At 61.8% G+C, this 25,424-nt stretch carries 16 protein-coding genes; 13 read left to right on the top strand and 3 right to left on the bottom strand.

The window, feature by feature from the left end:
* The first annotated feature begins 38 nt into the window (after positions 1-38).
* Together ACIQC0_RS14945 and ACIQC0_RS14950 are read left to right on the top strand one after the other, a co-directional pair.
* Positions 39-4,892 carry an NAD-glutamate dehydrogenase gene (locus tag ACIQC0_RS14945; protein WP_377214864.1) on the top strand — a complete coding sequence of 1,618 codons (4,854 nt, stop codon included), beginning with the start codon at positions 39-41 and terminating at the stop codon, positions 4,890-4,892.
* A gap of 27 nt (positions 4,893-4,919) precedes the next feature.
* Positions 4,920-6,386, top strand: coding sequence for a sensor histidine kinase (locus ACIQC0_RS14950; protein ID WP_377214865.1), 1,467 nt, complete (start codon positions 4,920-4,922; stop codon positions 6,384-6,386).
* 130 nt (positions 6,387-6,516) lie between these two features.
* On the opposite strand, the gene ACIQC0_RS14955 is transcribed toward ACIQC0_RS14950, so the two are convergent.
* A complete protein-coding gene (locus ACIQC0_RS14955) occupies positions 6,517-6,765 on the bottom strand; it encodes a WhiB family transcriptional regulator (RefSeq protein ID WP_003804966.1) in 249 nt (82 codons plus the stop codon).
* A 231-nt stretch (positions 6,766-6,996) separates the two neighbouring features.
* Between ACIQC0_RS14955 and ACIQC0_RS14960 the strand changes: the two genes are divergently transcribed.
* Positions 6,997-7,527 carry a hypothetical protein gene (locus tag ACIQC0_RS14960; RefSeq protein ID WP_377214866.1) on the top strand — a complete coding sequence of 177 codons (531 nt, stop codon included), beginning with the start codon at positions 6,997-6,999 and terminating at the stop codon, positions 7,525-7,527.
* Here ACIQC0_RS14960 and ACIQC0_RS14965 read toward each other — a convergent pair.
* Positions 7,488-11,552, bottom strand: a complete 4,065-nt coding sequence (locus ACIQC0_RS14965) for an FtsK/SpoIIIE domain-containing protein (RefSeq protein ID WP_400536110.1) — start codon at positions 11,550-11,552, stop codon at positions 7,488-7,490. The genes ACIQC0_RS14960 and ACIQC0_RS14965 overlap by 40 nt on opposite strands.
* 229 nt (positions 11,553-11,781) lie before the next feature.
* Here ACIQC0_RS14965 and glf point away from each other — a divergent pair, with 229 nt between their 5' ends.
* From glf to ACIQC0_RS14995, 6 genes are all read left to right on the top strand, one after another.
* Entirely contained in the window at positions 11,782-12,969 is a 1,188-nt protein-coding gene (gene glf / locus ACIQC0_RS14970; RefSeq protein ID WP_377214868.1) for a UDP-galactopyranose mutase, read from the top strand.
* Positions 12,966-15,005, top strand: coding sequence for a glycosyltransferase (locus ACIQC0_RS14975; RefSeq protein WP_377214869.1), 2,040 nt, complete (start codon positions 12,966-12,968; stop codon positions 15,003-15,005). The genes glf and ACIQC0_RS14975 overlap by 4 nt, the downstream gene beginning before the upstream one ends.
* The gene (locus ACIQC0_RS14980; RefSeq protein WP_377214870.1) at positions 15,002-15,871 is read left to right on the top strand and encodes an ABC transporter permease; all 870 of its coding nucleotides are present in this window, start codon (positions 15,002-15,004) and stop codon (positions 15,869-15,871) included. Before ACIQC0_RS14975 ends, ACIQC0_RS14980 begins: the two co-directional genes overlap by 4 nt.
* A complete protein-coding gene (locus ACIQC0_RS14985) occupies positions 15,871-16,620 on the top strand; it encodes an ABC transporter ATP-binding protein (protein ID WP_377214871.1) in 750 nt (249 codons plus the stop codon). Before ACIQC0_RS14980 ends, ACIQC0_RS14985 begins: the two co-directional genes overlap by 1 nt.
* Positions 16,621-16,674: 54 nt before the next feature.
* Positions 16,675-18,840, top strand: coding sequence for an acyltransferase family protein (locus ACIQC0_RS14990; RefSeq protein ID WP_377214872.1), 2,166 nt, complete (start codon positions 16,675-16,677; stop codon positions 18,838-18,840).
* A 355-nt stretch (positions 18,841-19,195) separates the two neighbouring features.
* The gene (locus ACIQC0_RS14995) at positions 19,196-19,936 is read left to right on the top strand and encodes a hypothetical protein (RefSeq protein WP_377214873.1); all 741 of its coding nucleotides are present in this window, start codon (positions 19,196-19,198) and stop codon (positions 19,934-19,936) included.
* Positions 19,937-20,003: 67 nt separating this feature from the next.
* Here ACIQC0_RS14995 and ACIQC0_RS15000 read toward each other — a convergent pair whose 3' ends face one another.
* Positions 20,004-22,052, bottom strand: coding sequence for a DUF6541 family protein (locus ACIQC0_RS15000; protein WP_377214874.1), 2,049 nt, complete (start codon positions 22,050-22,052; stop codon positions 20,004-20,006).
* A gap of 120 nt (positions 22,053-22,172) precedes the next feature.
* Between ACIQC0_RS15000 and ACIQC0_RS15005 the strand changes: the two genes are divergently transcribed.
* From ACIQC0_RS15005 to pseB, 4 genes are all read left to right on the top strand, one after another.
* Positions 22,173-22,946: a glycosyltransferase family 2 protein gene (locus tag ACIQC0_RS15005; protein ID WP_377214875.1), complete on the top strand. Its 774-nt coding sequence runs from the start codon at positions 22,173-22,175 to the stop codon at positions 22,944-22,946.
* Between the two features lie 3 nt (positions 22,947-22,949).
* Positions 22,950-23,369: a DUF2304 domain-containing protein gene (locus ACIQC0_RS15010; protein WP_377214876.1), complete on the top strand. Its 420-nt coding sequence runs from the start codon at positions 22,950-22,952 to the stop codon at positions 23,367-23,369.
* Positions 23,366-24,262: a glycosyltransferase family 2 protein gene (locus ACIQC0_RS15015; RefSeq protein WP_377214877.1), complete on the top strand. Its 897-nt coding sequence runs from the start codon at positions 23,366-23,368 to the stop codon at positions 24,260-24,262. The genes ACIQC0_RS15010 and ACIQC0_RS15015 overlap by 4 nt, the downstream gene beginning before the upstream one ends.
* Positions 24,263-24,434: 172 nt before the next feature.
* Positions 24,435-25,421 carry a UDP-N-acetylglucosamine 4,6-dehydratase (inverting) gene (pseB, locus tag ACIQC0_RS15020; RefSeq protein ID WP_377214878.1) on the top strand — a complete coding sequence of 329 codons (987 nt, stop codon included), beginning with the start codon at positions 24,435-24,437 and terminating at the stop codon, positions 25,419-25,421.
* The last annotated feature ends 3 nt before the right edge of the window (positions 25,422-25,424 follow it).

Genomic DNA, 25,424 nt, shown 5'->3' on the forward strand with positions numbered 1-25,424 from the left:
GACGGTGCAGCGGATTTCTCATATGGAGGCGTGTGTCGATGTCGTCTGGATCCAGCGTGGAGGATCAGCCCTTGTCCCCGGCAGACCTGGAAGGGTTCATGGGGGACTATTATCAGCATCTTGCCGAAGAAGACGCGCGCAGCTACCCGAGGGAAGTGCTGGTCAACCGGGCCAAGAACCACCAGGCGGTCGCCGCGGAGCGCCTGCCCGGCCAGGAAAAGCTTGCCATTGTGGACGAGGAAGACAGCAGCGTCGTCTACGTCGTGACAGATGACATGCCGTTCCTGGTTGACTCCGTCAACGCCGAACTTGTCCGCCAGCATGCAGCGATCCGCCTGGTGGTCCACCCGCTCATTGTTGCCCGGCGCAACCGGTCCACGGGTGAGCTGGTCAAGGTCAGCCGGGTCCCGGCCCACCTCGGCATCTCCAGCGGAGACACTGCAGCCATGCCGAATATTTCGCACCTTATCGCGCAGGGCGAGGACGCGTCGCACATGGAGTCGTGGATCGCCGTCGAAATCAACCGCGTGTCCAACGAAGCCAAGGAATCCCTCCTTGAGGGCTTAAAGAGCGTGCTGGAGGATGTCCGGGCCGCCGTGGAGGACTGGCCCAAGATGCGCCATAAGGCGCTCGCGATCGCCGAAAGCCTTGACCAGGTGGCCCATCCTGGGCAGATTGCGGAACTGCGGCAGGCCCAGGATCTGCTTCGTTGGCTGGACGACGGAAACTTCACGTTCCTCGGCTACCGCGAATACGACCTGGTCAACGTGGACGGCGAAGACGTTCTGGAGTTGCGGGAGGAAAGCGGCCTCGGGCTGTTGCGGCCCTCCACGGAGTCGCCCCACATCCAGCACCTGACGGACACAGGCCGGAAGAAGGCGCGCGAAAAACGGGCGCTGGTCATCACGAAGGCGAACTCTCGCTCCACGGTGCACCGCTCCGCCTACCTCGACTACATCGGAGTGAAAAGCTTCGACCAGGCCGGGAACGTCAACGGCGAGCGCCGGTTCATCGGCCTCTTCGCCACCAGCGCCTACACGGGGTCCGTCCGGGATGTTCCCATCGTCCGGGACAAGGTTGACGCCGTCCTTCGCAGCGCGGGCTTCCCGCCGGACTCGCATTCCGGAAAGGACCTCCTGGGGATCCTGGAGACGTACCCCCGCGACGAGCTGTTCCAGATTGAGATTCCCGATCTGGCCGCCACGGCCCTGGGCATCCAGAAGCTCCAGGAACGCCGCCGCACCCGGCTGTTCCTCCGGCCGGACATCTACGGACGCTTCATGTCCGCGCTCGTCTATCTGCCGCGCGACCGGTACACCACCAACGTCCGGCTCCGGATCGAGCAGGAACTGCGCGAAACATTCCAGGCGGTATCCATCGATTACGAAGCGCGCATGACAGAGTCCGCGCTGGCCCGTCTGTTTTTCCGCATCCGCCTGCCTAAGAACGCAGATATCAGCCATGTAAATACGGATGACCTTGAAGCGCGGCTGGTCAGGGCGGCCCGGTCATGGAGCGAGGGCATCGCAGAAGTCCTGCGTCAGCGCGCGGACATTCCCAATGCCAAGGAGCTCGCCGCGATCTGGTCCGAAGCGTTCCCGGCCAGTTACCGGGTGGACTACGAGGTGGAAGACGCACTGGAGGATATCGCTCGATTTGAAGAACACGGCGCGGCGGCCGAGCGGGTGGAGGGGACTCCGCAGGACCGGCCAGGACTGCATGTCTACCTGCCCGAAGGTGCCGGTGCCACGCTGGAAGAGGACGCACGCGTCAAGCTCTACATGCTCGAACCCAAAAGCCTGAGCCAGATCCTTCCTTTCTTCCATAACCTTGGCCTCGAGGTGCTGGACGAACGCCCGTTCGAAATCGAGACGTCTGACGGCCGGGACTTTTTCCTTTACGACCTCGGCCTGAAGTATCCCGTCAAGGTGGACCCGGTGACCACCGGGCCGCTCCTTTCGGACTCGTTCGGTGCCGCGGTCACCGGTGCCGCCGAATCGGACAGCTTCGACAGGCTGGCACTGCGGGAAGGGCTGCACTGGCGGCAGATCGCCATGTTGCGCGCCTACGCCCGGTACATGCGGCAGATGGGAAACACCAATTCGTTCGGGTTCATGGCGGATACGCTGCTGGCCAACCCCGAAGTGACCAAGGGGCTGACGGCGCTCTTCGCCGCCCGGTTCGACCCGGCTCTCGATGCCGAGGAACGGGCACACGCACAGGGTGAAGTGCGCGCCGGGCTCACCGCCGCCATCGAGAAAGTTCCCACGCTCGACGCCGACCGCGTCCTCCGCACCTTCGTCAACCTCATCGAATCCACCCTGCGGACGAATTTCTATCAGGACAGGCCGCACCTGAGCTTCAAGCTGGATCCCGCCAAGATCGAGGGACTCCCGTTCCCCCGGCCGATGTTCGAGATCTGGGTGTACTCCCCGCGCGTGGAAGGCGCTCACCTCCGCTTCGGCAAGGTGGCCCGCGGCGGCCTGCGCTGGTCCGACCGGCGCGAGGATTTCCGCACTGAAGTCCTGGGCCTGGTCAAGGCACAGACCGTGAAGAACGCCGTGATCGTTCCCACCGGTGCCAAGGGCGGGTTCTTCGCCAAGCGCCTGCCGGATCCCACCGTTGACCGGGCCGCCTGGATGGCGGAGGGCGTGGAAAGCTACAAGACCTTCATTCGCGGGCTGCTGGACATCACCGACAACCTGCTTACGGAAGGCGGGAGCGAAAGGCTCGTGCCGCCGTCGAACGTTGTGCGCCATGACGGAGACGATTCCTATCTGGTGGTGGCTGCAGACAAGGGGACGGCAACGTTCTCCGACATCGCCAACGGGCTCGCAGCCGAGTATGGGTTCTGGCTCGGCGACGCTTTTGCATCTGGCGGATCTGTGGGCTACGACCATAAGGCGATGGGCATTACCGCGCGCGGCGCCTGGGAATCGGTCAAGCGGCACTTCAGCGAACTGGACCTGGACACGCAGACCCAGCCGTTCACCGTGGTGGGCGTTGGTGATATGTCCGGTGACGTCTTTGGCAACGGCATGCTGCTCTCCCGCCACATCCGCCTCCTCGCTGCGTTCGACCACCGCCATATCTTCCTGGACCCGTCGCCGGACGAGGAAGCTTCCTTCGCCGAGCGGCAGCGTCTCTTCGAGCTGCCCCGTTCCTCCTGGGACGACTACAACAAGGCGCTGATCAGCGAGGGCGGCGGAGTTTTCTCCCGTCAGTCCAAATCCATTCCGTTGTCTCCGCAGGTCTGCACGGCACTGGGACTGCCCGCCGGGACGAAGGAAATGAGCCCGCCGGAACTGCTCCGGGCCATCCTGCTGGCACCCGCGGACCTGCTCTACAACGGCGGCATCGGGACCTACGTCAAAGCAAGTACGGAAAGCCACGCCTCAGTGGGGGACAAGGCCAACGATGCCATCCGCGTTGACGGCAAAGACCTGCGGGTCAAGGTGGTGGGCGAAGGCGGAAACCTGGGCCTCACCCAGCGCGGCCGTATCGAAGCTGCCCTCCAGGGAGTCATCCTCAACACGGACGCCATCGACAACTCGGCCGGCGTGGACTGTTCCGACCACGAGGTCAACATCAAGATCTTCGTGGACCGGATGGTCGCGGCCGGGAAACTGTCCGCCGAGGAGCGTCCCGGGTTCCTCGCGTCCATGACCGATGAAGTGGCGCGCTTGGTGCTTGAGGACAACATCGACCAGAACATCCTGCTGCTCAACGACCGGACGCGCGTTGCCGAGTGGAGCCCCAGCTACGAGCGGCTGATGGACTGGCTGGACAAGACAGCCGGGCTGAAGCGTGACCTGGAAGCGCTGCCGAGCACCGAAGAGTTGAGGGAGAGGCTGCACCAGGGGCAGGGACTGACCTCACCCGAGCTCTCCGTGCTGGCTGCCTATGCGAAGATCGAGCTCGCCACCGCGCTGCGGAACAGCGACCTCGCGGATGATCCCTGGTTCCGGCAGACCCTGCGCAGCTACTTCCCGGCGCAGCTGCGCGAACGTTTTGATGCCGAGCTGGATACGCACCCGCTGCGCCGCGAGATCATCGCCACCGTCGTGGCCAACGACATGATTAACCTTGGTGGCATCACCTTTGCCTTCCGCGTCATGGAGGAAACGTCGGCCAGTGAGGTGGCGGTGGCCAAGGCGTTCGTGGCGCTCCGCGAGGTGTACGAGCTGGACATTATGGTGGCGGAGCTCAACAGCCTTCCGGCGTCGTTCCCCACTGAGCACTGGAGCGCGGTCCACCTCGATATCCGGCGGCTCCTCGACCGTGCAGTCCGTTGGCTCCTTGGCCAAGGGGGCGCGTCACGCCCCATCGCCGAGGTGGTGGATGAGTTCAAGCCGCTCATGGATCCGATGCGGGCAAAGCTCTTGGACTACCTCAAGGGGGACGACCACGAACGTGTGGCCGGATGGCTGGACAAGGCGCGCGAGTGGGAACTTCCGGAGGACCTTGCCTTCCGCTGGGCGGAGCTCTTCGAAAGCTATGTGCTCCTTGACATCGCCAAGATCGCGCGCGCCCGCCAGGAGCCCGTTGAGGAGATCGCTGCCGTCTACTACACCGTCTTCAACCGGTTCCATGTCGACTCGCTGCTCGAACGGATCAGCAGCCTGCCGCGGCAGGACCGCTGGCAGGCGCTGGCCCGGGCCGCATTGCGGGATGACCTGTACTCCACCATTTCGGACATGACGACGGCGGTGCTGGACGCCACCGAGCCGGCTGACTCGCCGGAGGCGCGGCTCCAGGACTGGGAGGCCCAGAACGCTGAACAGCTGGGCCGTGCCAAGACGATGTTTGACGAGGTCAACTCACTCGAAGCGGACGATATGGCGTCACTGTCGGTAGCATTGAGGCTCTTGAGGTCAATCGTCCGACGCTAGCCAGCCGGCGTCGCAACTGGAGGTGCAGTGGCAATCTTTACGGACCCCATCAGGGAACACGCTGATTTCGGGCCCGGCGATGCTGAGTGGCTGCACCTCCTGGTGGGGGACTGGCAGATGGTTGCGGACCTGGCGTTCGCCGACCTTGCATTGTGGTTTCCGCATCCGGACCTGGGCTACGTTGCCCTGGCGCACGTCCGTCCCTCCACCACGCACACAGTGTTCCACGGGGACTTCGTTGGTGAAGGGATCCGTTCGGACCTGAAGCCCCTGGTGGACAAGGCGTGGGAGAGCAAGGTTATCGAGCGTTCCAGTGAAACGAACTGGAGCAGCGACATGGCGCTGCGCGTGGAAGCCGTGCCGATGGTCCGGAACGGGCGGACCCTCGCGGTGGTCACCACGCACATGGACCTGTCCAGTTCGCGAATGCCCTCGAGGCTCGAGCTCACCTACCGCCAGTGCGCCTACGATCTGCTTCGCATGGGCACGCTGGGCCTCTGGCCCGACTTCGCCTCTCCCACCGGTTCACGCCGCGGTGCTCCCCGTGTGGGGGATGGGCTGATCCGGCTGGATGCCGAGGGTATCGTCCAGTACGCCAGCCCCAATGGCGTTTCGGCGTTCCGCCGGCTGGGTGACGGCGAATCGTTGGAAGGCCGCTCACTCGCAGAGGTCACGGCTGGTCTGTTGAAGGACCGCCGCATGGTCGATGAGACACTTCCCCTGGTGGTGACGGGCCGGATGCCGTGGCGCAGCGAGATAGAGTCGCGCGGAGTCAGCCTGTCCCTCCGCGCCATTCCCCTGCGGGATGAGCAACAGCGCTTCGGTGCTTTGGTCCTGTGCCGCGATGTGTCCGAGCTGCGGCGCCGCGAGATGGAGCTGGTTACCAAGGATGCCACGATCCGGGAGATCCACCACAGGGTTAAGAACAACCTGCAGACGGTGGCCGCGCTGCTGCGCATGCAGTCGCGGCGCATGGTGAGCGAAGAAGCCAAACAGGGCCTTGAGCAGGCCATGCGGCGAGTGGCCACCATCGCACTCGTCCACGAGACCCTGTCGCAGGGCCTGGCCCAAAGCGTTGACTTCGACGAGCTGATCGGGCGGCAGTTCAGGCTTTCGGCCGAGGTGGCGTCACCGTCCCAGCAGGTACGGACTGAGAGGTCCGGCAAGTTCGGCGAGCTCCCCAGCGACTTCGCCACCCCGCTGGCGCTGGTCATTAACGAATTGGTTACTAACGCTGTGGAGCATGGCCTCGAGGGCCGGGCCGGAACCGTATGGCTGCTTGCGGACCGGTCGGACGGCGAAGACGGCGAAGAACTGACCGTGACCATTGCCGACGACGGCGTGGGACTCCCGGACACCCCCCACGTTGAGGGGCTGGGGCTGCAGATTGTGCGCACCCTGGTGACCAGCGAATTGGGCGGTACCATCCAGTGGCAGCCACGCGAGGGTGGCGGCACTGCGGTGCAGATCAGGCTGAGCCTGGCGGGCAAGTAACGCTGCGGACTCCACGCGACGCACGGATACGGGAAAGCCCCGCATTCCCTTTGGGGGAGTGCGGGGCTTCGTTATATGGATCGTGTTGGCCCGGGTAGTGGCGCCTCAAGCGCTGCCGGGACTTTAGGGTTTAGGAGGCGCGGCGGGCGCGGGCTGCGCGGCGCTTTAGGGCGCGGCGCTCGTCTTCGCTCATCCCGCCCCAGACACCGGCATCCTGGCCGGACTCAAGGGCCCACTGGAGGCAGGTGTCCACCACGGGGCAGCGCCGGCATACGCTCTTGGCCTCTTCGATTTGCAGGAGTGCTGGCCCCGTATTTCCCACAGGGAAAAACAGTTCCGGGTCCTTATCGAGGCACGCTGCGCGGTTACGCCAATCCATGCTGATCAGTTGCTCCATTTCTGGGAAGTGCTCTTTGTGAAATTATTCACTAGTGGCTACAAAGGAAAAGGGCCCTGCGGGGCCCCCTTGGTCATCTGAATCAAGCCTGTCATGTTAACGCTGTGTAAACAAGGGGTAATAACCCTCGAAATCCCCGTAATTCTGAGCGATACATCACACCGCCGACGCCGGCCCTCACCAGTACCCGACTATGTCCGGTAGGGTGCCAGTGTGTCAAGACCCCCTGCAGACCCTGCTGATTCGTCCCCTAACCAAGACCCCGGCCGCCGTCCGAATGCCGGGCGTTCGAATGCCGGGCTTCCGGGTCAGGGCCGTCCGGACAACGACGGCCCGGCGGCGGCGCGTGACCGACCCGGGGCCGTCACCACCATCGCCGCCATAGTGGCAGCCGAAGCCACCGCACTCCTTGGCGTGGCTGTCTGGTATGGATACAACCTGCTTACCGGTAGCCCGGCGTTGTCCTTCTGGGGTGCGGTGTTCACGCTGGCACTCCTCCTGGCATTTTCTGCCTGGCTGTTTGCGGTAGCCACCTTCCATTTTCGGGGCTACCGATGGACCCGCGCCGCAGCCCTCGTAGCGCAGTTGTTTGTGCTGACCATAGGCTTTCCTACCCTCAGCGGCGGACTTATCGCGGCCGGCGCGGCTATGGTGGTCCCTGCAGTCCTGGCCTTGGTGCTCCTGTTCCACTCCCGGGTGATCAGCTATGCGTCCAGGACCGGAGGCGGGACTCCGGCGCTGTAGGACGCCAGTGCCACCTGCAGGGCGCGGCTGCCGCCGGATTCGATAAGGACGGCCCGCCCCGGGGGTGGATGGGGCTCGACGTCGAAGCGAACGCCGTAAATTTCACCGTCGGACGTTGACCGCGGGCATAACAGAAGTCCCGCACCTGAGGACCGCGCCTCCATGGCCCATGCCACCCGCTGGCCGAGCAGCGGGCCCGGCGCGGCAGTAAAGACAACCCCATGGCCCAGCCCATGAAGGTCTGCGACGTCCCGCATCGTTGAGGGGGCCAACCGATCGGCGTCGTCTATCAGGAGAATCGAATGCCTGTCCAGCGCTCCGGCCCGGGCTGATTCGAGGCACTGCTTCCAGTATCCGGTGGAGTCATCTACCGCGCCCGGCTCCGTGCCCGGGCGCAGCCACCTTCCTTGGCCAGGGTTGAGTTCCTCGATGACGCGGAGCACATTAGTCTTTCCGGTTGCCGGCCCGCCGAGGATGGCGAACACTCCGCCCGCTGTCAGCCGGATCGATGCCGGGGACACCTCGTCTCCGGTGACCCCGAGAAGTATCACCGGCCCTCCGACCGGGGTGCCACTCCTGGTGGTTTCGCTGGTCCTGAGGCGCTCCGCCGGAACCACGTCAGGCAGTGGCTCCACCCTGAAGGGGGCAGAGGCCGGTGCGGGCACGCCGGCCAGCTCCGCTAACTGAGGCTTACTCCCCCCGGTAGGGGACCCAGCGGGGTCTCCAGCGTAGAGTTGGCATGCCGATGGAACCGGCCCGGCCACCGGCCCCACCGCCACGGCACGTCCCTTAATCACGTCAACGGCAGGCAATCGTGGCCAGGCGAGCCGGCTCTCCTCTGTTGAATCGGCAGGGAAATACAGCCTGTTCGGTATAGCGGCCGTGAACCGGGCTGCCACCAGTTCACGGTCGCCCGAGAGGAGGAGGCTGATTCCGGCGGCGTGCCCGTCCCGGATCAGGTCGTGTACCAGCTCCTCAGCCCAGGAATACGGTCCGGCGCGGAAAGCGGAGACCCACGACCCCCACCCTGCAATTACTACGAGGACTGGCGGACGGACTGTGTCCCTCCTGCTGAGCCTCAGCGTGAGTTCCTCGGCCAGCCGTTCAAGGACACGGACCGCCCGCCTCAGCTCATGCAGCCCCACATAGGCGCCGGTCCTCGGGCACCCGGCGAGAGGTTGCAAGCCCGAACCGGCATCCAGGACGTAGGCGTGCGATTCGGCCGGGTGGCACAGGAGCCTCCGCGAGATAGACTCCGCCACCTCGACTGTCCCCGACGACGGGGTACCGATCAGGGCCAGATGTCCGTCCCGCCCTGGATCCCACCGGAGGAGCTTAACGCATTGCAGTTCGGGAAGATCGATCAGTCCCAGTGCAACGCCCCATCCGGAAGCTTCGGATTTAGCGTCTGTCCCGAATCCAGGCAGGTGGTGCGGCAGGGGAGCGGCCACCGGCTGCCTGGGGGCCGGGCCGCCCGCTGCGGTCCACAGGTCGCGGACCGTGGCGAGCAGCGGTTCGGCAGCCTGGGCGCGGGTTTGTGCGGGGGAGCCGGAGGCTTCTGTGTCGACGGGCTGGCCCGAGAGATATTCCGCGACGAGATGGGCGCGGACGGCCCGCCCCGCCGTCGTACGCCCGGATTGAACCGACGCTGCCTGAAATTCGCGTGGCGGCTCGGTGCCACGTACCAGGAAGGCGCGGCCGGGCCGCTCAATGCTAATGGCCGCCGCTGCGCGGTGGTTGATGACGTCCACCGACTCCATCTCAGACTGGACGCGCAAGGCGATGCTGGAGGTGACATTGGCGCGGATATCGGCGGTCAGCGCGCCTTGGGGCCGCTGCGTGGCCATTACCAGGTGGATCCCCAGTGACCGGCCGATCGAGGCAATCCGCATCAGCTCGCGCAACGCTTCGGGATGATCGTCAACCAGCATGCGGAATTCGTCGATGACTATAACCAGGTGGGGGAGCGGGGCAACGCTCGGCGGCGGTGCCGCCCTGAGTGCCGCCAGATCCGGGACCCCCGCTGCGGACAGCGTCTGTTCGCGGAACCGGACTTCGGCGCGGAGCGAAACGAGAGCCCGTTCGAAGCCGTTGCCGGACAGATCTGTCAGCAGTCCGGTGCAGTGGACCAGCCCGGCCAACGGGCCAAGTCCCGATCCGCCTTTGAAGTCAATGAAGAGGAAATTGACCCGGTCCGGCGGATAGCTGAGGGCAAGGGAGGCGACGAAGCTGCGGAGGAGCTCGGACTTGCCGGAGCCGGTGGTGCCGGCTACGAGGAGGTGGGGGCCGTCGGATTGGAGGTCCAGGATCAGAGGCCCTGATGTTCCCATACCCACTGGAACCGGAAGCCCGGTTGCTCTGGCGGCAGCCTTCCAGCGGGCGGCCGTCCGGGCCGGGTCCGACGGAAGGATTTCGTCGAGCAGGCAGGAGGCGGGGATGCCCGGAGCGCTGCCGGCGGGCGCCGTCCCGCGGGCTGCGAGGCGGCGGCAGAACGTGTCGAAGACTGCCTCAGGTGCGAGGTCCGGGACGAAGAGCACGGTGCCGTGCGGCCCCCGCAGCACCGATTCCCGCTCGGCCAGCTCCACATTGCTTTCGGTGGCCGCAGACACGCCGGCTGGCGCGAATTGCAGCACCCGCCAGCCGCGGTCCAAGGCCACTTCGGCGAGCACGTGCTCGATGTCCGGATCCGGCGAAGTGCCCGTCAGGACCAGAATCCCGGGAATCTTTGGTGCATACCCTGATGCCGCTGCCAGTGCCGTCCTGCAGGCCGATGCCGTGGCGGTGAGGATGGTCTGGGGCAGGTATCTGGCGGGTAGCGGAAGCCGGGCTGCTGCACCATGGATGACGACAGGCGTTCCGCGGCCCAGCGGGTAACCGGCAACCTGCATGAGCAGCGCCCGGATCATTCCGGCAGAGACTGCACGCGTTCCGTGGAACACCGTGTGCCGCCAGCCGGGATCCAGGAGGACGGGAACTGTCCCGGCGGGCGGCAGGGCCGCGCCCGGGGGATCCAGTTGCACGTTGGCGGACTGGACCGCCTCTCCAAGCCGAAACCACAGGCCTTCGCCGCCCTGCGGCTCCGGTACTTTCGGTGCTTCGGATGTTTCCGGAGTGTCGGTAGTCGATAGGACGTGCTCCGCCGAGAGCATCAGGACGGCGAGGGAGGGCCCCGCTTTGTTCCTGCGTTCGCGGTCCTGCGCTGCCGCGGACCTGATTGCGCCGTCCGCCCTGCGGCGCTGCTTCCGGCCGGTGAGCAGGGGGACAAGAAGTGACCCGGCGGAGGCCGCGGCGAAGGCAAGGAACAACCACATGCCCGTGGCCAGCGCGAGGGCGACGCCAAGGACCAACGGGAGCGTAGCCGTGAGGAGGAGGAGCAGACGGTTGGCGGGTTCCGGCTGGCCTCGAACGATGATGGGCTGCCGCACGGATGAACCCGCCAGCTCCAGCGCACTCCAGGGGACGTCGTCAAAGGCCAGAGCGAGACGGGTGTTGCCGCATCGGATGGTCGAAGCCGTGGAGACGACCGCGCTTCGTACTCTTTGCCCGTCGACATATGTGCCGTTGGCGCTGTCCAGGTCTGTGATGGATATGTGCGAATCGGTGACCTCCAGTCGGGCGTGGAGCCTGGAGAGCTCCGGATCCTGGATGAGGATTCGCGCTCCGCTTCGTCCGAGCGTGTAGATGCCGCGCTCCAAAGGCACGATGGTGCCGGCTCCGGGGCCGCTGTGCACCGCCAGCGACAGCCCGGCAGGGATGTTCCGCACGGCGGTGCGGGGCGGGGTCTGCTTCCCGGGGCGCTCGCCGCCGTCGACCATTACTGCGCCGTTTACCAGGGGAGGTTCCCCGAGAATGAGGCCGTCCAGCTCACGGCCTTCCACCGTGACGGCACCGGTTCCGAAGCTGGCTGCCAATTCTGCCTGAAGCGCCCGGCCCGGGGTGCCGTCCGGTGCTTCCAGCACGATCTCAACAGGCGGCCCGGCGAAGCTGGACGACGGTCCGCCTGCCAGGGTGCAGTGCAACGTCACGGACAGGCCTCCTTTTAGTTGTGGGCCCACGCTATCTACGGCCGTCAGGCGCGGGCCACAACGAGGCGGGGCTATGTGGAAAAGCTGCCGGATGCTCGCTGCTCTAGAGGGAGCTGCGCGTCCGTGGTGCGAGGCTTCCGGATTGGACGCCCTCTGCTGTCCCTCGGGTAGGCTAGAGCAGCAGACAACGCGCAACATTGCGCTGCCCGCATTCAAACCAGGAGATTTTGTGACCGCTGACCTCGTCATCGTAGGGTCTGGCTTTTTTGGCCTGACAATCGCAGAACAGGCCGCCTCTGAGCTGGGCCTGAAGGTGGTTGTCATTGACCGCCGTCACCACATCGGCGGTAATGCCTACAGCGAAAAGGAAGAGCAGACCGGTATTGAGGTGCACCGTTACGGGGCACACCTGTTCCATACCTCCAACGAGCGCGTGTGGGAGTACGTCAACAGGTTCACGACCTTCACCAATTACGTCCACAAGGTTTATGGTGTGCACAAAGGTGAGGTGTATTCCTTGCCGATCAACCTGGCCACGATCAACCAGTTCTTCCGGGCAAATCTCACGCCCGGCCAGGCTCGCGAACTCATCCAGGAACAGGCTGGGGAACTAGCAGGCACGGACCCGCAGAACCTCAACGACAAGGGGATCCAGCTGATTGGGCGCCCGTTGTACGAAGCCTTCATTAAGCACTACACCGGTAAGCAGTGGCAGACGGACCCCAAGGATCTGCCAGCCGGTATTATCTCGAGGCTTCCGGTCCGTTATAACTACGACAACCGGTACTTCAACGACAAGTACGAGGGCCTGCCCACCGACGGATACACTGCCTGGATCGAAAAGATGGCGGACCACCCCAACATTGAGGTGCGCTTAAATACCGACTTCTTCGACGACTCCCACGAGTACAGCAAGAACAAAGTTGTCGGGAAAATCCCCGTTATATACACCGGTCCGGTGGACCGCTATTTCGATTACGCCGAAGGGGATCTCTCCTGGCGCACGATCGACTTTGAGGAGGAAGTACTCGACATGGAGGACTTCCAAGGCACCTCCGTAGTGAACTATAACGATGCTGACGTCCCCTACACCCGTGTCATTGAGCCACGTCACTTCCACCCGGAGCGCGACTACCAGACCGAAAAAACGGTCATCATGCGTGAATTCTCCAGGTTTGCAGAGAAGGGCGATGAGCCGTACTACCCGGTCAACACCTCCGCCGACAGGGAGCGCCTGCTGAAGTACCGCGACCTTGCCGCGGGTGAAAAGGACGTGCTGTTTGGCGGGCGGCTGGGAACATACAAGTACCTCGACATGCACATGGCTATTGGATCTGCCCTGAGCATGTTCGACAACAAGATCAAGCCGCATTTCGAAAGCGGTGCAACGCTTGAAAGCGGCGGGGTAGACGCATGAGTCAAGGGTCCAGTCCCCGGCACCATCCGAATGACGGATCTGGATGGGTTACGTTGCAAAGGGTTGTCTTTCCGGAGCATTCAGAGCTGGATACTGCTCCGCTATACGTCGATATGGGAACTGCGGCAGGCATGCCCGCACCCACAGAGCGGGAAGCGCGGAAACAGGGCAGGCGGCCGGTTCGTCTAAGCTCCAACACCCGGGAAGCCCACGCGGAAGACTTCATCGGGCGCTGCTCCACCCGCGTCCGGCCGGGTGAACGTATTTCCTTCGGGAGCTATTTCAACGCCTTCGCCGCGGGGTACTGGCGGAAGTGGACCAAGCTCAGCAACCTGCGTCTGAGTGTCAGCACACGGGGGGAGGGCACCATAATCGTCTTCCGATCCAACGCCAAGGGCGCACTCCTGCAGCAAAAGAGCATTCCCGTGGCGGGAGAACAGACGTCGGTCGTGGATTTGGACCTGCTGCCGTTCGGCGACGGTGGCTGGTACTGGTTTGACCTCGTGGCCGGACGCGGCGAACTCGTCATGGACAAGGCCGAGTGGCAGGCGCCCGGCCCGGCTCCTGCCCCTGCGTCAGTCACGTTGGAGATCACTACCCTCAACAAGACCTCTTTCTGCCTCAACAACCTTCGGCTGCTGGCCACAAACCCCGGGTGCCTGGACCAGGTTGACGAGATCATCATCGTGGACCAAGGTACCGACAAGGTATCGGCCGCAGAGGGTTTCGGCTCCGTGGCCGACAGCCTAGGCGGGAAGCTCCGAATCATCGAGCAGTCCAATCTCGGAGGCTCCGGCGGCTTCTCCAGGGGCATGTTTGAAGCGTGCGGAAACGGCAGCGACTATGTCCTGCTGATGGACGACGACGTCGTCATCGAACCGGAGAGTATCACCCGCCTAATAACGTTCGCCGGATACTGCAGGAAGCCCACCATCGTGGGCGGCCACATGTTTGACCTCCACCACCGGACGGCCTTGCATACATTTGGCGAAATAGTTAACCCGCAGCGTATTCAGCCGGATCAGCCATACACCGAAATGGAACCCGGTCATGATTTTCTAACGTCCAACCTGCGGCACACCCCATGGATGCACCGTCGCGTTGATGTGGACTATAACGGGTGGTGGATGTGCCTGATCCCTACGTCTGTGATCCGCGAGATTGGCCTCTCCATGCCGGTATTCATCAAATGGGATGACGTGGAGTTCGGACTCCGTGCGAAAGCGCACGGCTATCAGACTGTGAGCCTGCCGGGTGCGGCCGTATGGCACATTTCATGGGGCGACAAAGACGACCTGGTCGGCTGGCAGGCCTACTTCCACAATCGGAACCGACTCATCGTGGCCTTGATGTACAGTCCATTCGCCAAGGGAGGAAAGGCGCTGGCGGCCGCATTGTTCGCCGACATCAAACACACTCTCTCGATGCAGTACGCAACTGCGCAGGGCCGGGTGTGGGCAGTGGAAGACCTCCTGAAGGGCCCGGATGGGCTGCACTCTATGTTGGACACAACTTTGCCCCGTATTCGAGGCATGCTTGCCAGCCACAGCGACACTGTCTATTTGAGCGACCCGGATGCCTTCCCAGCGGCCCGCACGGAGGAAAGTCTGGGCGGCAGCGCCGCGGTGTCTGTCCGTCCCTCATTGAAGACCCTCCTTCCATGGGGAGCCAGGACTCTCCGGAAGCAACTCTTCACAGATGTTTCCACTGAGGACCGTGCCCGGCCCCAGGCCCGCATTTCCCATCAGGATAATAAATGGTGGACCGTGTCCCAGTTCGATTCCGCCATAGTCACCAACGCTGAAGGCACGGGCGCTTCCTGGTACGTGCGCAACCCCCGGCTGGCGAAGTCGCTCCTTGGGGAAGCCTTGGGCGGAGCAGCGCAGGTAGTGCGCCGGTGGGATGAGCTCTCGCAGGAGTACAAGTCGAAGATGCCCGCGCAGTGCTCCATGGAAAGTTGGGCGGCGACGTTCGCCGAGCACACTATCTCGGACACCCGCGCCAGGAAGCCCGAGTCAGTGGGAAACAGCGGATGACATCCCTTCAAGACTCGGGCTTGGTCCGGCCGGGGACCGGGCATGGCCTGAAATATGTCTTTCGGCACAGGTATCTGCTGCGGCTGCTGGTCCGGAAAGAAATCAAACTCAGATACCGTGGCTCGGTCCTGGGCATTATTTGGTCCTATGTGAAGCCGGCCATCCAGTTCGTGGTTTTTTACGTGGCGCTGGGCATTTTCCTTGGCCTTAACCGGGACGTTGGCAACTACGCGGTTTATCTGTTCTCCGGCATCGTGCTGATCAACTTCTTCACCGAGGCCCTTAACAACGCCGCGAAGTCAATTGTCTATAACAGTGGTTTGATCAAGAAGATATTTCTTCCCCGGGAACTCTTCCCGGTGGCCTCGGTGTTCGTCTCGGCCGCGCACTTCTTTCCCCAGCTCGTAGTTCTTGTCATGGGGTGTGTGATTACGGGTTGGCGTCCCACTGTCTTAGGTCTCGCAGCAGGTATCGCAGGTTTTTTGGTGCTGGCAATGCTCTCCGTGGGGCTTGGACTCTTCTTCAGCTCCGTAAATGTCTACTTCCGCGATTCCGAAAATTTCGTCGAAATGATGCTAATGGTTGCCACCTGGGCTTCTCCGGTGATGTACCAGTGGCGCATGGTGCACGAACGCCTGGGTGACTTCTGGTTCGCTGTGTACCAGTGCAACCCTGTCACTGTCGGTGTTGAACTTTTCCACTATGCCTTTTGGTCGACGACAGCGGAGGGCGACGTCAGTTTGGCGGCTCCGCCACAGCTCTTTGAGCTGTGGCTGCCCGTGGCCATGGTCATTTCAGCTGCGGTACTGGTTCTGGGGCAGTTCACCTTCGGCAAATTAGAAGTCAAGTTCGCGCAGGAGCTGTAGTGTCTGAGCAACCAACAATTGCCGTTGAGATCAAGGGCATCAGCAAACAGTTCGTCCTTCGCCATACGCGATCGATCAAAGAAGCCCTCATATGGTTTGTGAAAGGACGTAAAGGTGACCTTTCGGCAAAGTTCCATGCCCTTCGTGATGTAAGCCTGGAAATCCGGCAAGGTGAAACGGTCGCCCTGCTAGGCCTTAACGGTTCCGGAAAGTCCACCCTGCTTAAGCATATTTCCGGCGTCATGACCCCCGACGAGGGTACTGTACGGACCCGCGGCCGGGTGGCGGGACTGATTGAGGTGGGAGCCGGTTTCCATCCGGATCTTTCTGGCCGTGACAATGTTTACCTTAACGCGGCCATCCTGGGGGTATCAGAGGCGGAGATCAAAGAACGCTTCGACTCGATCGTTGATTTCGCTGAGATCGGAGAGTTCATCGATACCGAGGTGCGCTTCTACTCGTCTGGCATGTACCTGCGCCTGGCGTTTTCCGTCGCGGTCCACTCAGACCCGGAGGTGTTTCTAGTGGACGAAATTCTCGCCGTCGGCGACGAACCATTCCAGCGAAAGTGTTTAGCGAAGATCCAGGAACTCTCCGATGCCGGTCAGACTCTCGTGGTCGTCAGCCACGACTTGGACCTCGTGCAACGGGTCTGCTCCCGGGGCGTTCTACTCGAACACGGGCGAGTGATCAAGGACGGGCCGAGTTATGACGTGGTCGAGTACCTGCGGGCCCGCAGCAGTGGTTGAGCGTCTTATACCCGCAGCCCCCATCTTTTTTAGCAGAACCCGGGAAGCATATCTTTGAGCCAGCAGACTGCCACCTACACACCCGCCGCCCAAGCGCCTCGGAAGCCGAAGCAAAAATTCCGGACGGATATCCAGGCCCTTCGGGCGCTGGCGGTCGGAGCTGTCGTCGTCAATCACCTCTGGCCAACGTACTTGCCCGGGGGATATATCGGTGTCGATATCTTTTTCGTTATTTCCGGTTTCCTGATCACGCGGCACCTCGTGGAGGAACTACAGGGAAACGGAAGGGTGCGTTTTGCAACCTTCTATGCCCGACGCATACGAAGGCTGCTTCCAGCGGCACTGCTCGTCGCCTTCGTCAGCATCATCGGCTCGTGGCTCGTGCAGCCCTACTCCCGCTGGACGGATGTTGCATGGGAAACTCTCGCTTCGGTTTTCTATGCAGAGAACTGGCTACTCGCCGCAAAATCCGTAGACTATTCCGCTGACCATGAGATGGCCACCCCCGTGCAGCATTATTGGTCGCTGTCAGTTGAAGAGCAGTTCTACCTTATCTGGCCGCTTCTTCTGGCTGCTTCATTTTTTCTTGCACTGCGTCTGCGCAGATCGCCGCTGACGCTGCTCTCGTACGCGATGGGAACAGTCTCCGTAGCGTCCCTTGCATACAGCGTGTATTTCACCACGGCCAGCAAGAGTGAGGCCTACTTCGTCACCAGCACAAGGGCCTGGGAGTTCGCCACCGGTGGACTGATCGCGATGGCAACCTTTGCGCTTGCCGGACGTGGCACACGTGCACGGGAGGTAAATCACCCCGCAGCAGTGCATCTGCTGATGGGACTGCTCGCCTTCGCCGGATTGGCAGCGCTTATCTTCGCGCTTGTCCTTTTTGACGAGCAGACCTTGTTCCCGGGGGCCATGGCATTGATTCCCGTCCTAGGCACGGGTGCGATTGTCCTTTCAGGATCCGTGCTGGGGAGAAGTGCCCTGCCCGGATCAGGGTTCCGGCCCCTGCAGTTTGTGGGAGACATTTCCTACTCGCTATACCTGTGGCACTGGCCGTTGATTATTCTGTCCGTCCCGGTCTTGGGGCACGAGCTCCGCGCGACCGAAAAGCTCGCCATAGGCGCAGCGTCCGTCGTGTTGGCGGTGCTGACCAAGCGATTCGTGGAGGATCCCGGCAGGAACGCCCTGTTCAGGGGCCGCTCTCCGCGCGTGAGCATCTTGGCCGGCATCGGCACGATGGCGGTGGCAGGGGCGCTGTCGGGGGCCATGGTACTTTCGGCGGCCCAGTCCGAGCAAGCGCAGCAGCAGCAGTTGGCGATGCTCGCAAAGTCACCTTGTTACGGTGCCGCCAGTCTCCTCCCGGGGGCATCCTGCCCGGACAGATACGGTGCTCCCGATGCGCAGAACATCGGAAAGCCTGAGTCACCCTACTTTGCCGTCTCCGGCTGCCGTTCGGCCCCGGATCAGATCATGGTCCAGGGAACGCCATACCTTCAGGACTGTGACTACTCGGGGGGGAAGACGGACGCGAAGACAGTATGGTTCGTTGGGGACTCGCATGCGGAGCACTGGAAAGTTGCTTTCTTTGATCTTGCGCGCAAACAGCAGTGGAAAGTCCGTTTGAGCCTGGCGGGGGGCTGCTCGCTTGCAGACGTCCGAAGGGTCGCATTCATGGACGCACCACGGCTGGACGCCAAGAGTCAGCAGCGCTGCCTGGACTGGAGCGAGCAGGTGTCAAAGAAAATTCTGCAGCAGCAGCCGGACCTTGTGGTGTCCTCTACCTTTTCAATCAAAGAAACGATCGACGACGGCACCGGCCGGGATCAGTTAGCACAGTACCGCTCCTCCGTGGAACGGCGAATAGCCAAATGGGCCGAGAACGGTACGCGTGTGGTCGTCATTCGTGATTCGCCGCTAACCTTGGGCAAGAGTACGCCTACCTGCGTCATCAACAACAAGGGCAATGCCATTGCCTGTGCCACCGAGCGCTCGAAAGCCCTCCTCCCCGATCCTACGGCGCAGGCCGTCGCCGAACTCAGGCATAGAAATCTGAAGGTACTGGACATGTCCGACCAGTTCTGTGATGAGGCCCGCTGCTATGCGGTAATCGGCGGACTCTTCGTGTTTTATGACGACAACCACCTTACAAAAAGTTATGTCGAGAGCCTTGCCCCGCTTTTCGCCCACAGACTGCTCCGCCTGGCGCCGGGAGAGTAGGCGGCTTGGCCATGACGAAAAGCCAATTGACACGATGGGAAAACGAGAAATGACGTCCGGACCTGAACAAATGAGTACCAGCCGTCGAGCCTTTTTGGCTCTGGCGGGGCTGGCACCCTTGGCACTGGTGTCGTGCTCAACCGGGGACAAGGGTCCAGTGGAGGTTCGCGCCTCGTCACAGGGATTTCCTAAGTCTGTGGATCATCGCTTCGGGGTAACTGAGCTGAAGGCTCCACCGGCCAGGATCGTTGCACTGGGTACAGTGGAGGCAGAGACACTTGTGGCGTTGGGACTTGCTCCTTTGTCACGCCCGGGTGTGGACTTTACACCCTGGTACCGCGCAGGCGTGCGGGCCTTGAACCCGGCAGAGGTGCCGCATACCTATGACGACGGACGCCAGCTGAGTTCTTCAGTGTTCGAAGAACTGAGGCCGGACGCTTTTCTTTCGGTCGGCGGCCGGTTGAGCCAGGAGGAGTACCAGGCGTTGTCCGAGCTTGCGCCGGTGATCATTGCCCCGAGCGACCTTCCGGCAGAATCATGGGAGGCCGTGACCCGGTTTATTGCCGAAGTCGTAGGACTGGGCGGCCCAGCCCAGGCCCTTATTGCCGAGGCCAAACAGGAGATCGTTGATGTCGCTGCTAACTATCCGGTGCTTAGAGGTGCGACTGCCCTTTTTGTTTCTGCTTCCTCAGCTTCCGGATCTGACCTGGTCCTTTCCGTGCCGGGTTCGGCGCCCGTGGCATTCTTCGCGTCAGCAGGATTGGCAGCGCCCGCCGCACTGAGCGACCTCGCGAAAAGCCTGGAACGGACCCCTCATCGCTTCCCCAAAGGTACGGTTTACTTACCGCGTGAACGAGCAGGAGAACTCAGTGCTGACGCGCTGGTGGTTTCGGTGCCGATGACTGATTTTACTGTTTACAAGGCCAACAAGAAGCTCAGCCGTGATTTTCCCGAGTTTGGGCAGGGAACCATTTACGTCGTCTCGGGCGATGAGAGAGTGGCACTGCAGCACCAATCGGTTATTGGAGCACAGTGGGCTGCCCGGAATGTCTTACCAGAGTTGGCCAAATCGGCATACAAGACTAAATTTCCCTAAAGAGCGGCGAGAGTGAAGGAGCGGGGCCGGCCATCGATATGGTGGCGAGCCCCGCTCCTTCCCGCTGTCAGTGGCAGGCGGTCATCTTGAACAGCCGGGCTTTCCCCACTTCTTTGACGAGCTGAACACCTGGTGCGGAGTCATCCGCGAGGTCCCTGGTACCCTCCAGCGGCTCACCGCGGGGTGTCATCTCCTGGTCCGCGAAGTCAAGGGCCCAGTAGGCCCGTTTTTCTTCGATCACGGGGCATACGCTGGGGTTGTATGCGGCTTCGCCCCAGTGGTTCATCAAGAGACGTTCACTCTCGCTGCGCGCCCCGAGGATGTGTGGGGCGATGACATGCCGGCCGGAAAAGGCATATGCCATGGACGCGCCGGTGCGGGGATTGCCCACTATGACGTCTGACTCCGGGACTATGTCTTCCAGCTGTTTCATGAGCGTCAGCTCATCAATTGTTACGAGGCTTGAATCGTTGCGTGTCTCGAATGTGGTGGAGATCCGCTGCTGCACCATTGACAAGGTGCCTCCCTGCGCTGCGAGACCGACGAGGAGGACGACGGCGGCGCCGGCGGCGGTTGCCCTTGTTCCCTGCATCCGGGATGCCACCCTGCGCAGGGATCTAATTGGTGCTTTGGTCGTATTGCTTCCCCGCGGGAATCGGGAAGCCCATCTGGCAGGCCAAGGACCAACATGGGTGATGATCCAGTCCAGACCGAGCGCCACAATCGGAAGCGTCGCCAACGGCAGCATTGCCGCAAAACGGTTGCTGTCCGAATACCACACGCCGGTGGCGAAGTATCGGACGAAACCGATCGGCCAGGCGGATACTATGAGGTAGAGCACGGCTGCAATGACGAACATGCCTAAGCTCCACCAATGACGCTTGATCTGGCGCGCGATGGCGTAAAGACCGACGAGTGTCAGAAGGAATATTATCCATGCCACCGTGGTGCCCATAGGTGCACTGCCCAAGACCTCACCCAACGCTTGTGCATTAGTCTGGAAGGGGCCCCAACTGGCCGCACTCCGCGGTGGCCGAGCCACAACCCACACCACAAGGGTGCCGGCAGCGTAGAGCGCAGCCGCGAGGGTCCAGAGTGAAAATGCACGTCTGGAGAGAGCGCCGCTGGTACGGGCTGTGACCGCCCTAAGATATACACCGACCACGGCGGGGAAGGCGAACATCAGCAAAGCGATGAACGCGCTGGGGTGCGTCAGGGCCAAACCGGGAACGGTCGCCACCAACAAGAGGATGGCGCTCCCGCTGAGTTTCAGCTGCGACGATCGTATGCCGATAGCCTCGATGGTCAGCGCAAGGACTGCCGGCAGCATCGTTAGCGCCGCGTGATTCGGGTAAAGGATCCCGAACGCCACCATGAGGTAGGGAAAGCCGCTGAACCCCGCAGTGAGAACACCTGCGCCCAAGAGCGTTAGCGGGCGGGTGCCGACGATACGGCTGACCAAGAACAGGGAGGCCAAGGGCCATACCACTGCGGCATAGAGGATTGATCCCCAGTTTACGGCTACCGTGATGGCTTGCCCGCCGGACATCAAAACCAGCGCGAGCAGCGCGTGCATGCCGGCGGGGTAAAGACCTTGGGAAGTCTCGGTCAGATTACCGAGCGTCAGCGTATTAGCTGCCTGGGTGTCCGCAATGTACCGCACTGCATTCAAATGGTAGACGTTGTCAAAGGTCTCGGAGAACGATTCCGGGGAGCCGAAACCGGACATGTACCGCGCACCAATAATGATCGCGGGGACCAGCACGGCGAAGACGACGATAGCTTTGTTCAATACGGTCCGGGGGTGCAGCCCGGAGTCTGGTGCACGGATCTCGAGCCTATCCTGGCCGGCGCCCCTTCTACGCATAAGGGCCCGGAGACCAACAATCACCCCTAGTAGAAAAAGAGTACCGACCGTTACTGAGACTGGATTGAACGGGATCCGAGCGAACCCGAAAACGATGCCCGTCGAAGCAACAACGCTGGTCGTGACCGGTACAGCCAAAACAGCCAGGCTCGGGCCTCGCAGACCGGCCGCCGCGAGCAGTGCCAGACCTGGAACAAAGAAGACCACTACGGCGATTGCGAGCGTGGGGACAGATTCCCACCAAGACATAGATCAACTCCTAAACGTCAACGCAAGCCTACTAGGCCGGTGGCCGGTTGCTTTCCCGGGGCTCAGCGAGCCGGCTGTGACTGCCACCCACCCGGGTTCTCCTTGATACAATCCATAATCATGGCTAACTCACGGCGTTCTGGCGTTCTCATTGTCATGCCCGCATGGAACGAAGCAGAAGCAATCGGAAACACCATCCGGAACGTGCTTGCCGTCGTGCCTTCCTATGATGTGTTGGTCGTCGATGACGGCTCCAAGGACGACACTCCCCGCATCGCCCAGGAGGCCGGGGCCACTGTCCTGAAGCTGCCTTTTAACCTTGGCGTTGGCGGAGCTATGCGGGCCGGCTTCAAGTACGCACTCCGCAACAACTACAGTGCCGTTATTCAGGTGGACGCCGACGGGCAGCACGATCCCCATGACATTGATCGCGTGCTGGACGGGCTCCAGCGGGCTGATATTTCGATCGGTGCACGTTTCGCGGGCAGGGGAAGCTACGGCGTGAACGGGCCGCGCCGCTGGGCGATGTTCTTTCTTGCTAAGGTGATTTCCGGTGTGGCCCGCACTCCATTGACCGATGTGACGTCCGGGTTCCGTGCCGCGAACGAGCATGCGATCCGGCAATATATTTCCCACTTCCCGACTGAATATCTCGGAGATACCATCGACTCCCTTGTCGTAGCCATCAAGTCCGGCTGCAGCGTGACCCAAGTCCCGGTCGAGATGAAGGCGCGCCAAGCGGGAACACCAAGCCAAGGCCCTTTCAAGGCCACGCTCTACCTTGCACGATCAGGCCTTGTGCTATGTTTCGCACTCGCCAGGCGCAGGACGCCTCGCGCTGCCGAATTGCGTGCACCAATGTCCGGGGACATCGCTGGAGAGGGAAGTGTCTAGGAGATGAGCGTCGCTGTCTCATTGGTCTTGTCTATTTCCATGGTGGTTATTGTCCTCATCATGCTGAGGAACGGCCGTCTTCGTGAGAAATATGCCATTCTTTGGCTGGTCATCGGTGGCCTGACCATTATTCTTGGTTTCTTTCCGAGACTGCTTAACTGGGCCGCTTCTATTGTCGGAGTCGTAGTCCCCGCAAACCTTCTTTTCGCGATGTCCATTCTTTTGCTGGTGGGCGTGAGTTTGCATGTTTCGCGCGAATTGACGATTTTGGAGGATGAGACCCGAATTTTGGCCGAAGAGGTTGCCATTCTCCGTGCCTCTGTAGAAGGAATACAGCGGCACGGCACTGCCCAGCCATCACCGGCCACCACCATGCGTTCCGGCAGCCAAGCCACGACTCCAACCGAGAGAGAAGACCAGTGACCATTGATGTAATGCTGCCCTACTATGGCGATGTCGCGATGATGAAGGCCGCCGTTGATTCGGTGCTGGCGCAGGACGATACGGACTTTCGCCTGACCATCGTCGACGACGGATACCCGGACGACAGTCTTCCCGGATATTTCGATCAGCTCGTCGCCAACGACGCCCGTGTCCGATATTTCCGTAACGCAGAAAACCTCGGTGCCAACGGAAATTATAAGAAGTGCATAACCCTTGTTGAGCACGAAGTCGTCGTGATCATGGGTGCTGATGACGTGATGTTGCCCAACTACGTAGGTACTGTCCGTAAGGCCTTCCAGGACCCCGCCGTGAGTATCGTTCAACCGGGTGTTGAGGTCATCGACGAAAACGGTGCTGTCTACCGCCCTCTCGGTGATCTTGTCAAGACGTTGTTGAGGACAAAATTGGTTGGCAGAAGCAATGAAGCGGTTGTATCGGGAGAGGACGTGGCCTCGAGCCTCCTGGTTGGAGACTGGCTTTACTTCCCATCGGTCGCTTGGCGGGCCGAAGCCGTGAAGAGGCATGACTTCCGCCCTCAATACAATGTCGTTCAGGACCTCGCCCTAGCGATCGACATCATCCTGCATGGCGGGAAGATGTCCGTTTTGGACACCGTTTGCTTTCAGTACCGCCGCCACAGGGAGTCCGACTCTTCTGTTCGGGCATTGGACGGGCGCCGATTTGCTGAGGAACGCGCGTTCTTCGATGAGTGCGTTCGTGACTTTCACGCCAAGGGCTGGAACCGGGCAGCACGCTCCGCGCGTTGGCACCTTACCTCCCGACTCAATGCAGTGTCTTTGACCCCGAAGGTGGTCGCGAAGGGCATGTGGCCGGGACTGCGTAAACTTGCCGCCCACGCCGTCCGCCCCTAGTGGCTGGATCCAGAATCACGAAGTCGGCGCCCGCAACCAGTCCGGCGGGCCCGGCGGCGGCCCCAAAGCCCGCGAGCTGCTGGTAGGCTGGCTAGGCATTGCCGGGCAAGGGAACTTACGTTCCGGATGCGAAAAATAAGAAATCAATTTTGAACTCAAGGTGGTTAAAAGGATGTCCCTACTGAGTGGTTCCTCGGTCTTGATCACAGGCGGTACAGGGTCGCTTGGGAAGGCTCTGATCAAAGAGATCCTGGACAATCACGACGTCCGTCGGCTTGTGATCTTCAGCCGCGACGAACTGAAACAGCACGAGGTCCGAGGCATGTTCAACAACGACCCTCGGCTGCGCTGGTTTATCGGTGACATTCGTGACCGTCACCGCTTGAACCGCGCTTTCCATAAAGTGGACTACGTAATTCACGCCGCCGCCCTGAAGCAGGTGGACACGGCCGAATACAACCCGTTCGAATACGTCCAGACCAACGTTCAGGGGTCGCAGAACGTGGTGGATGCGGCCATTGACGCCGGAGTTAAGAAAGTCGTGGCACTGTCCACGGACAAGGCATCCAGCCCCGTCAACCTTTACGGGGCAACCAAGCTTTGCGCCGACCGGCTCTTTATCTCCGGAAACCATTACGCTGCTGCCTATGACACTCGCTTTTGCGTAGTCCGTTACGGGAACGTCATGGGTTCGCGCGGATCCATCGTTCCCATCTGGAAGAGAATGGCCGCGGAAGGCAAGTCGCTGCCCGTCACCGACGACCGCATGACTCGGTTCTGGATCACGCTGGAGCAGGCGGTCAAGTTTGTTCTGGACTCATTCGAAATTATGCAGGGCGGCGAGCTCTACGTACCGAAAATTCCGTCCGTGCGGATCACTGATTTGGCAAAGGCTGTAGACGACAGCGCCACAACCCACGAGATTGGAATTCGCCCCGGCGAGAAGCTTCACGAGGAGATGATTGCGGCAGACGATTCCCGCCGCACTGTTTCCGTAGGGGACCGTTACGTGGTTATGCCTCACTTGGGCGGCTGGGGCTATGAAACTCCTGAAGGTGCCGTTCCGGTAAAGGATGGCTGGAGCTACCAGTCCGATGGCAACGAGAAGTTCCTGGATATCCAGGAACTTCGTGCAATGTTTGAAGCGGAAGGGCTCTAATAT

Source organism: Pseudarthrobacter sp. NPDC092419 (genome assembly GCF_044755045.1).
In the GTDB taxonomy this organism is placed as follows: domain Bacteria; phylum Actinomycetota; class Actinomycetes; order Actinomycetales; family Micrococcaceae; genus Arthrobacter.

What these genes read in the sequence shown, in the direction of transcription:
- ACIQC0_RS14945 (WP_377214864.1), top strand. Translation starts at nt 39, where the DNA reads ATGTCGTCTGGATCCAGCGTGGAGGATCAGCCCTTGTCCCCGGCAGAC.
- ACIQC0_RS14955 (WP_003804966.1), bottom strand. Translation starts at nt 6,765, where the DNA reads ATGGATTGGCGTAACCGCGCAGCGTGCCTCGATAAGGACCCGGAACTG.
- ACIQC0_RS14975 (WP_377214869.1), top strand. Translation starts at nt 12,966, where the DNA reads ATGAGTCAAGGGTCCAGTCCCCGGCACCATCCGAATGACGGATCTGGA.
- ACIQC0_RS14980 (WP_377214870.1), top strand. Translation starts at nt 15,002, where the DNA reads ATGACATCCCTTCAAGACTCGGGCTTGGTCCGGCCGGGGACCGGGCAT.
- ACIQC0_RS15000 (WP_377214874.1), bottom strand. Translation starts at nt 22,052, where the DNA reads ATGTCTTGGTGGGAATCTGTCCCCACGCTCGCAATCGCCGTAGTGGTC.
- ACIQC0_RS15005 (WP_377214875.1), top strand. Translation starts at nt 22,173, where the DNA reads ATGGCTAACTCACGGCGTTCTGGCGTTCTCATTGTCATGCCCGCATGG.
- ACIQC0_RS15010 (WP_377214876.1), top strand. Translation starts at nt 22,950, where the DNA reads ATGAGCGTCGCTGTCTCATTGGTCTTGTCTATTTCCATGGTGGTTATT.
- pseB (WP_377214878.1), top strand. Translation starts at nt 24,435, where the DNA reads ATGTCCCTACTGAGTGGTTCCTCGGTCTTGATCACAGGCGGTACAGGG.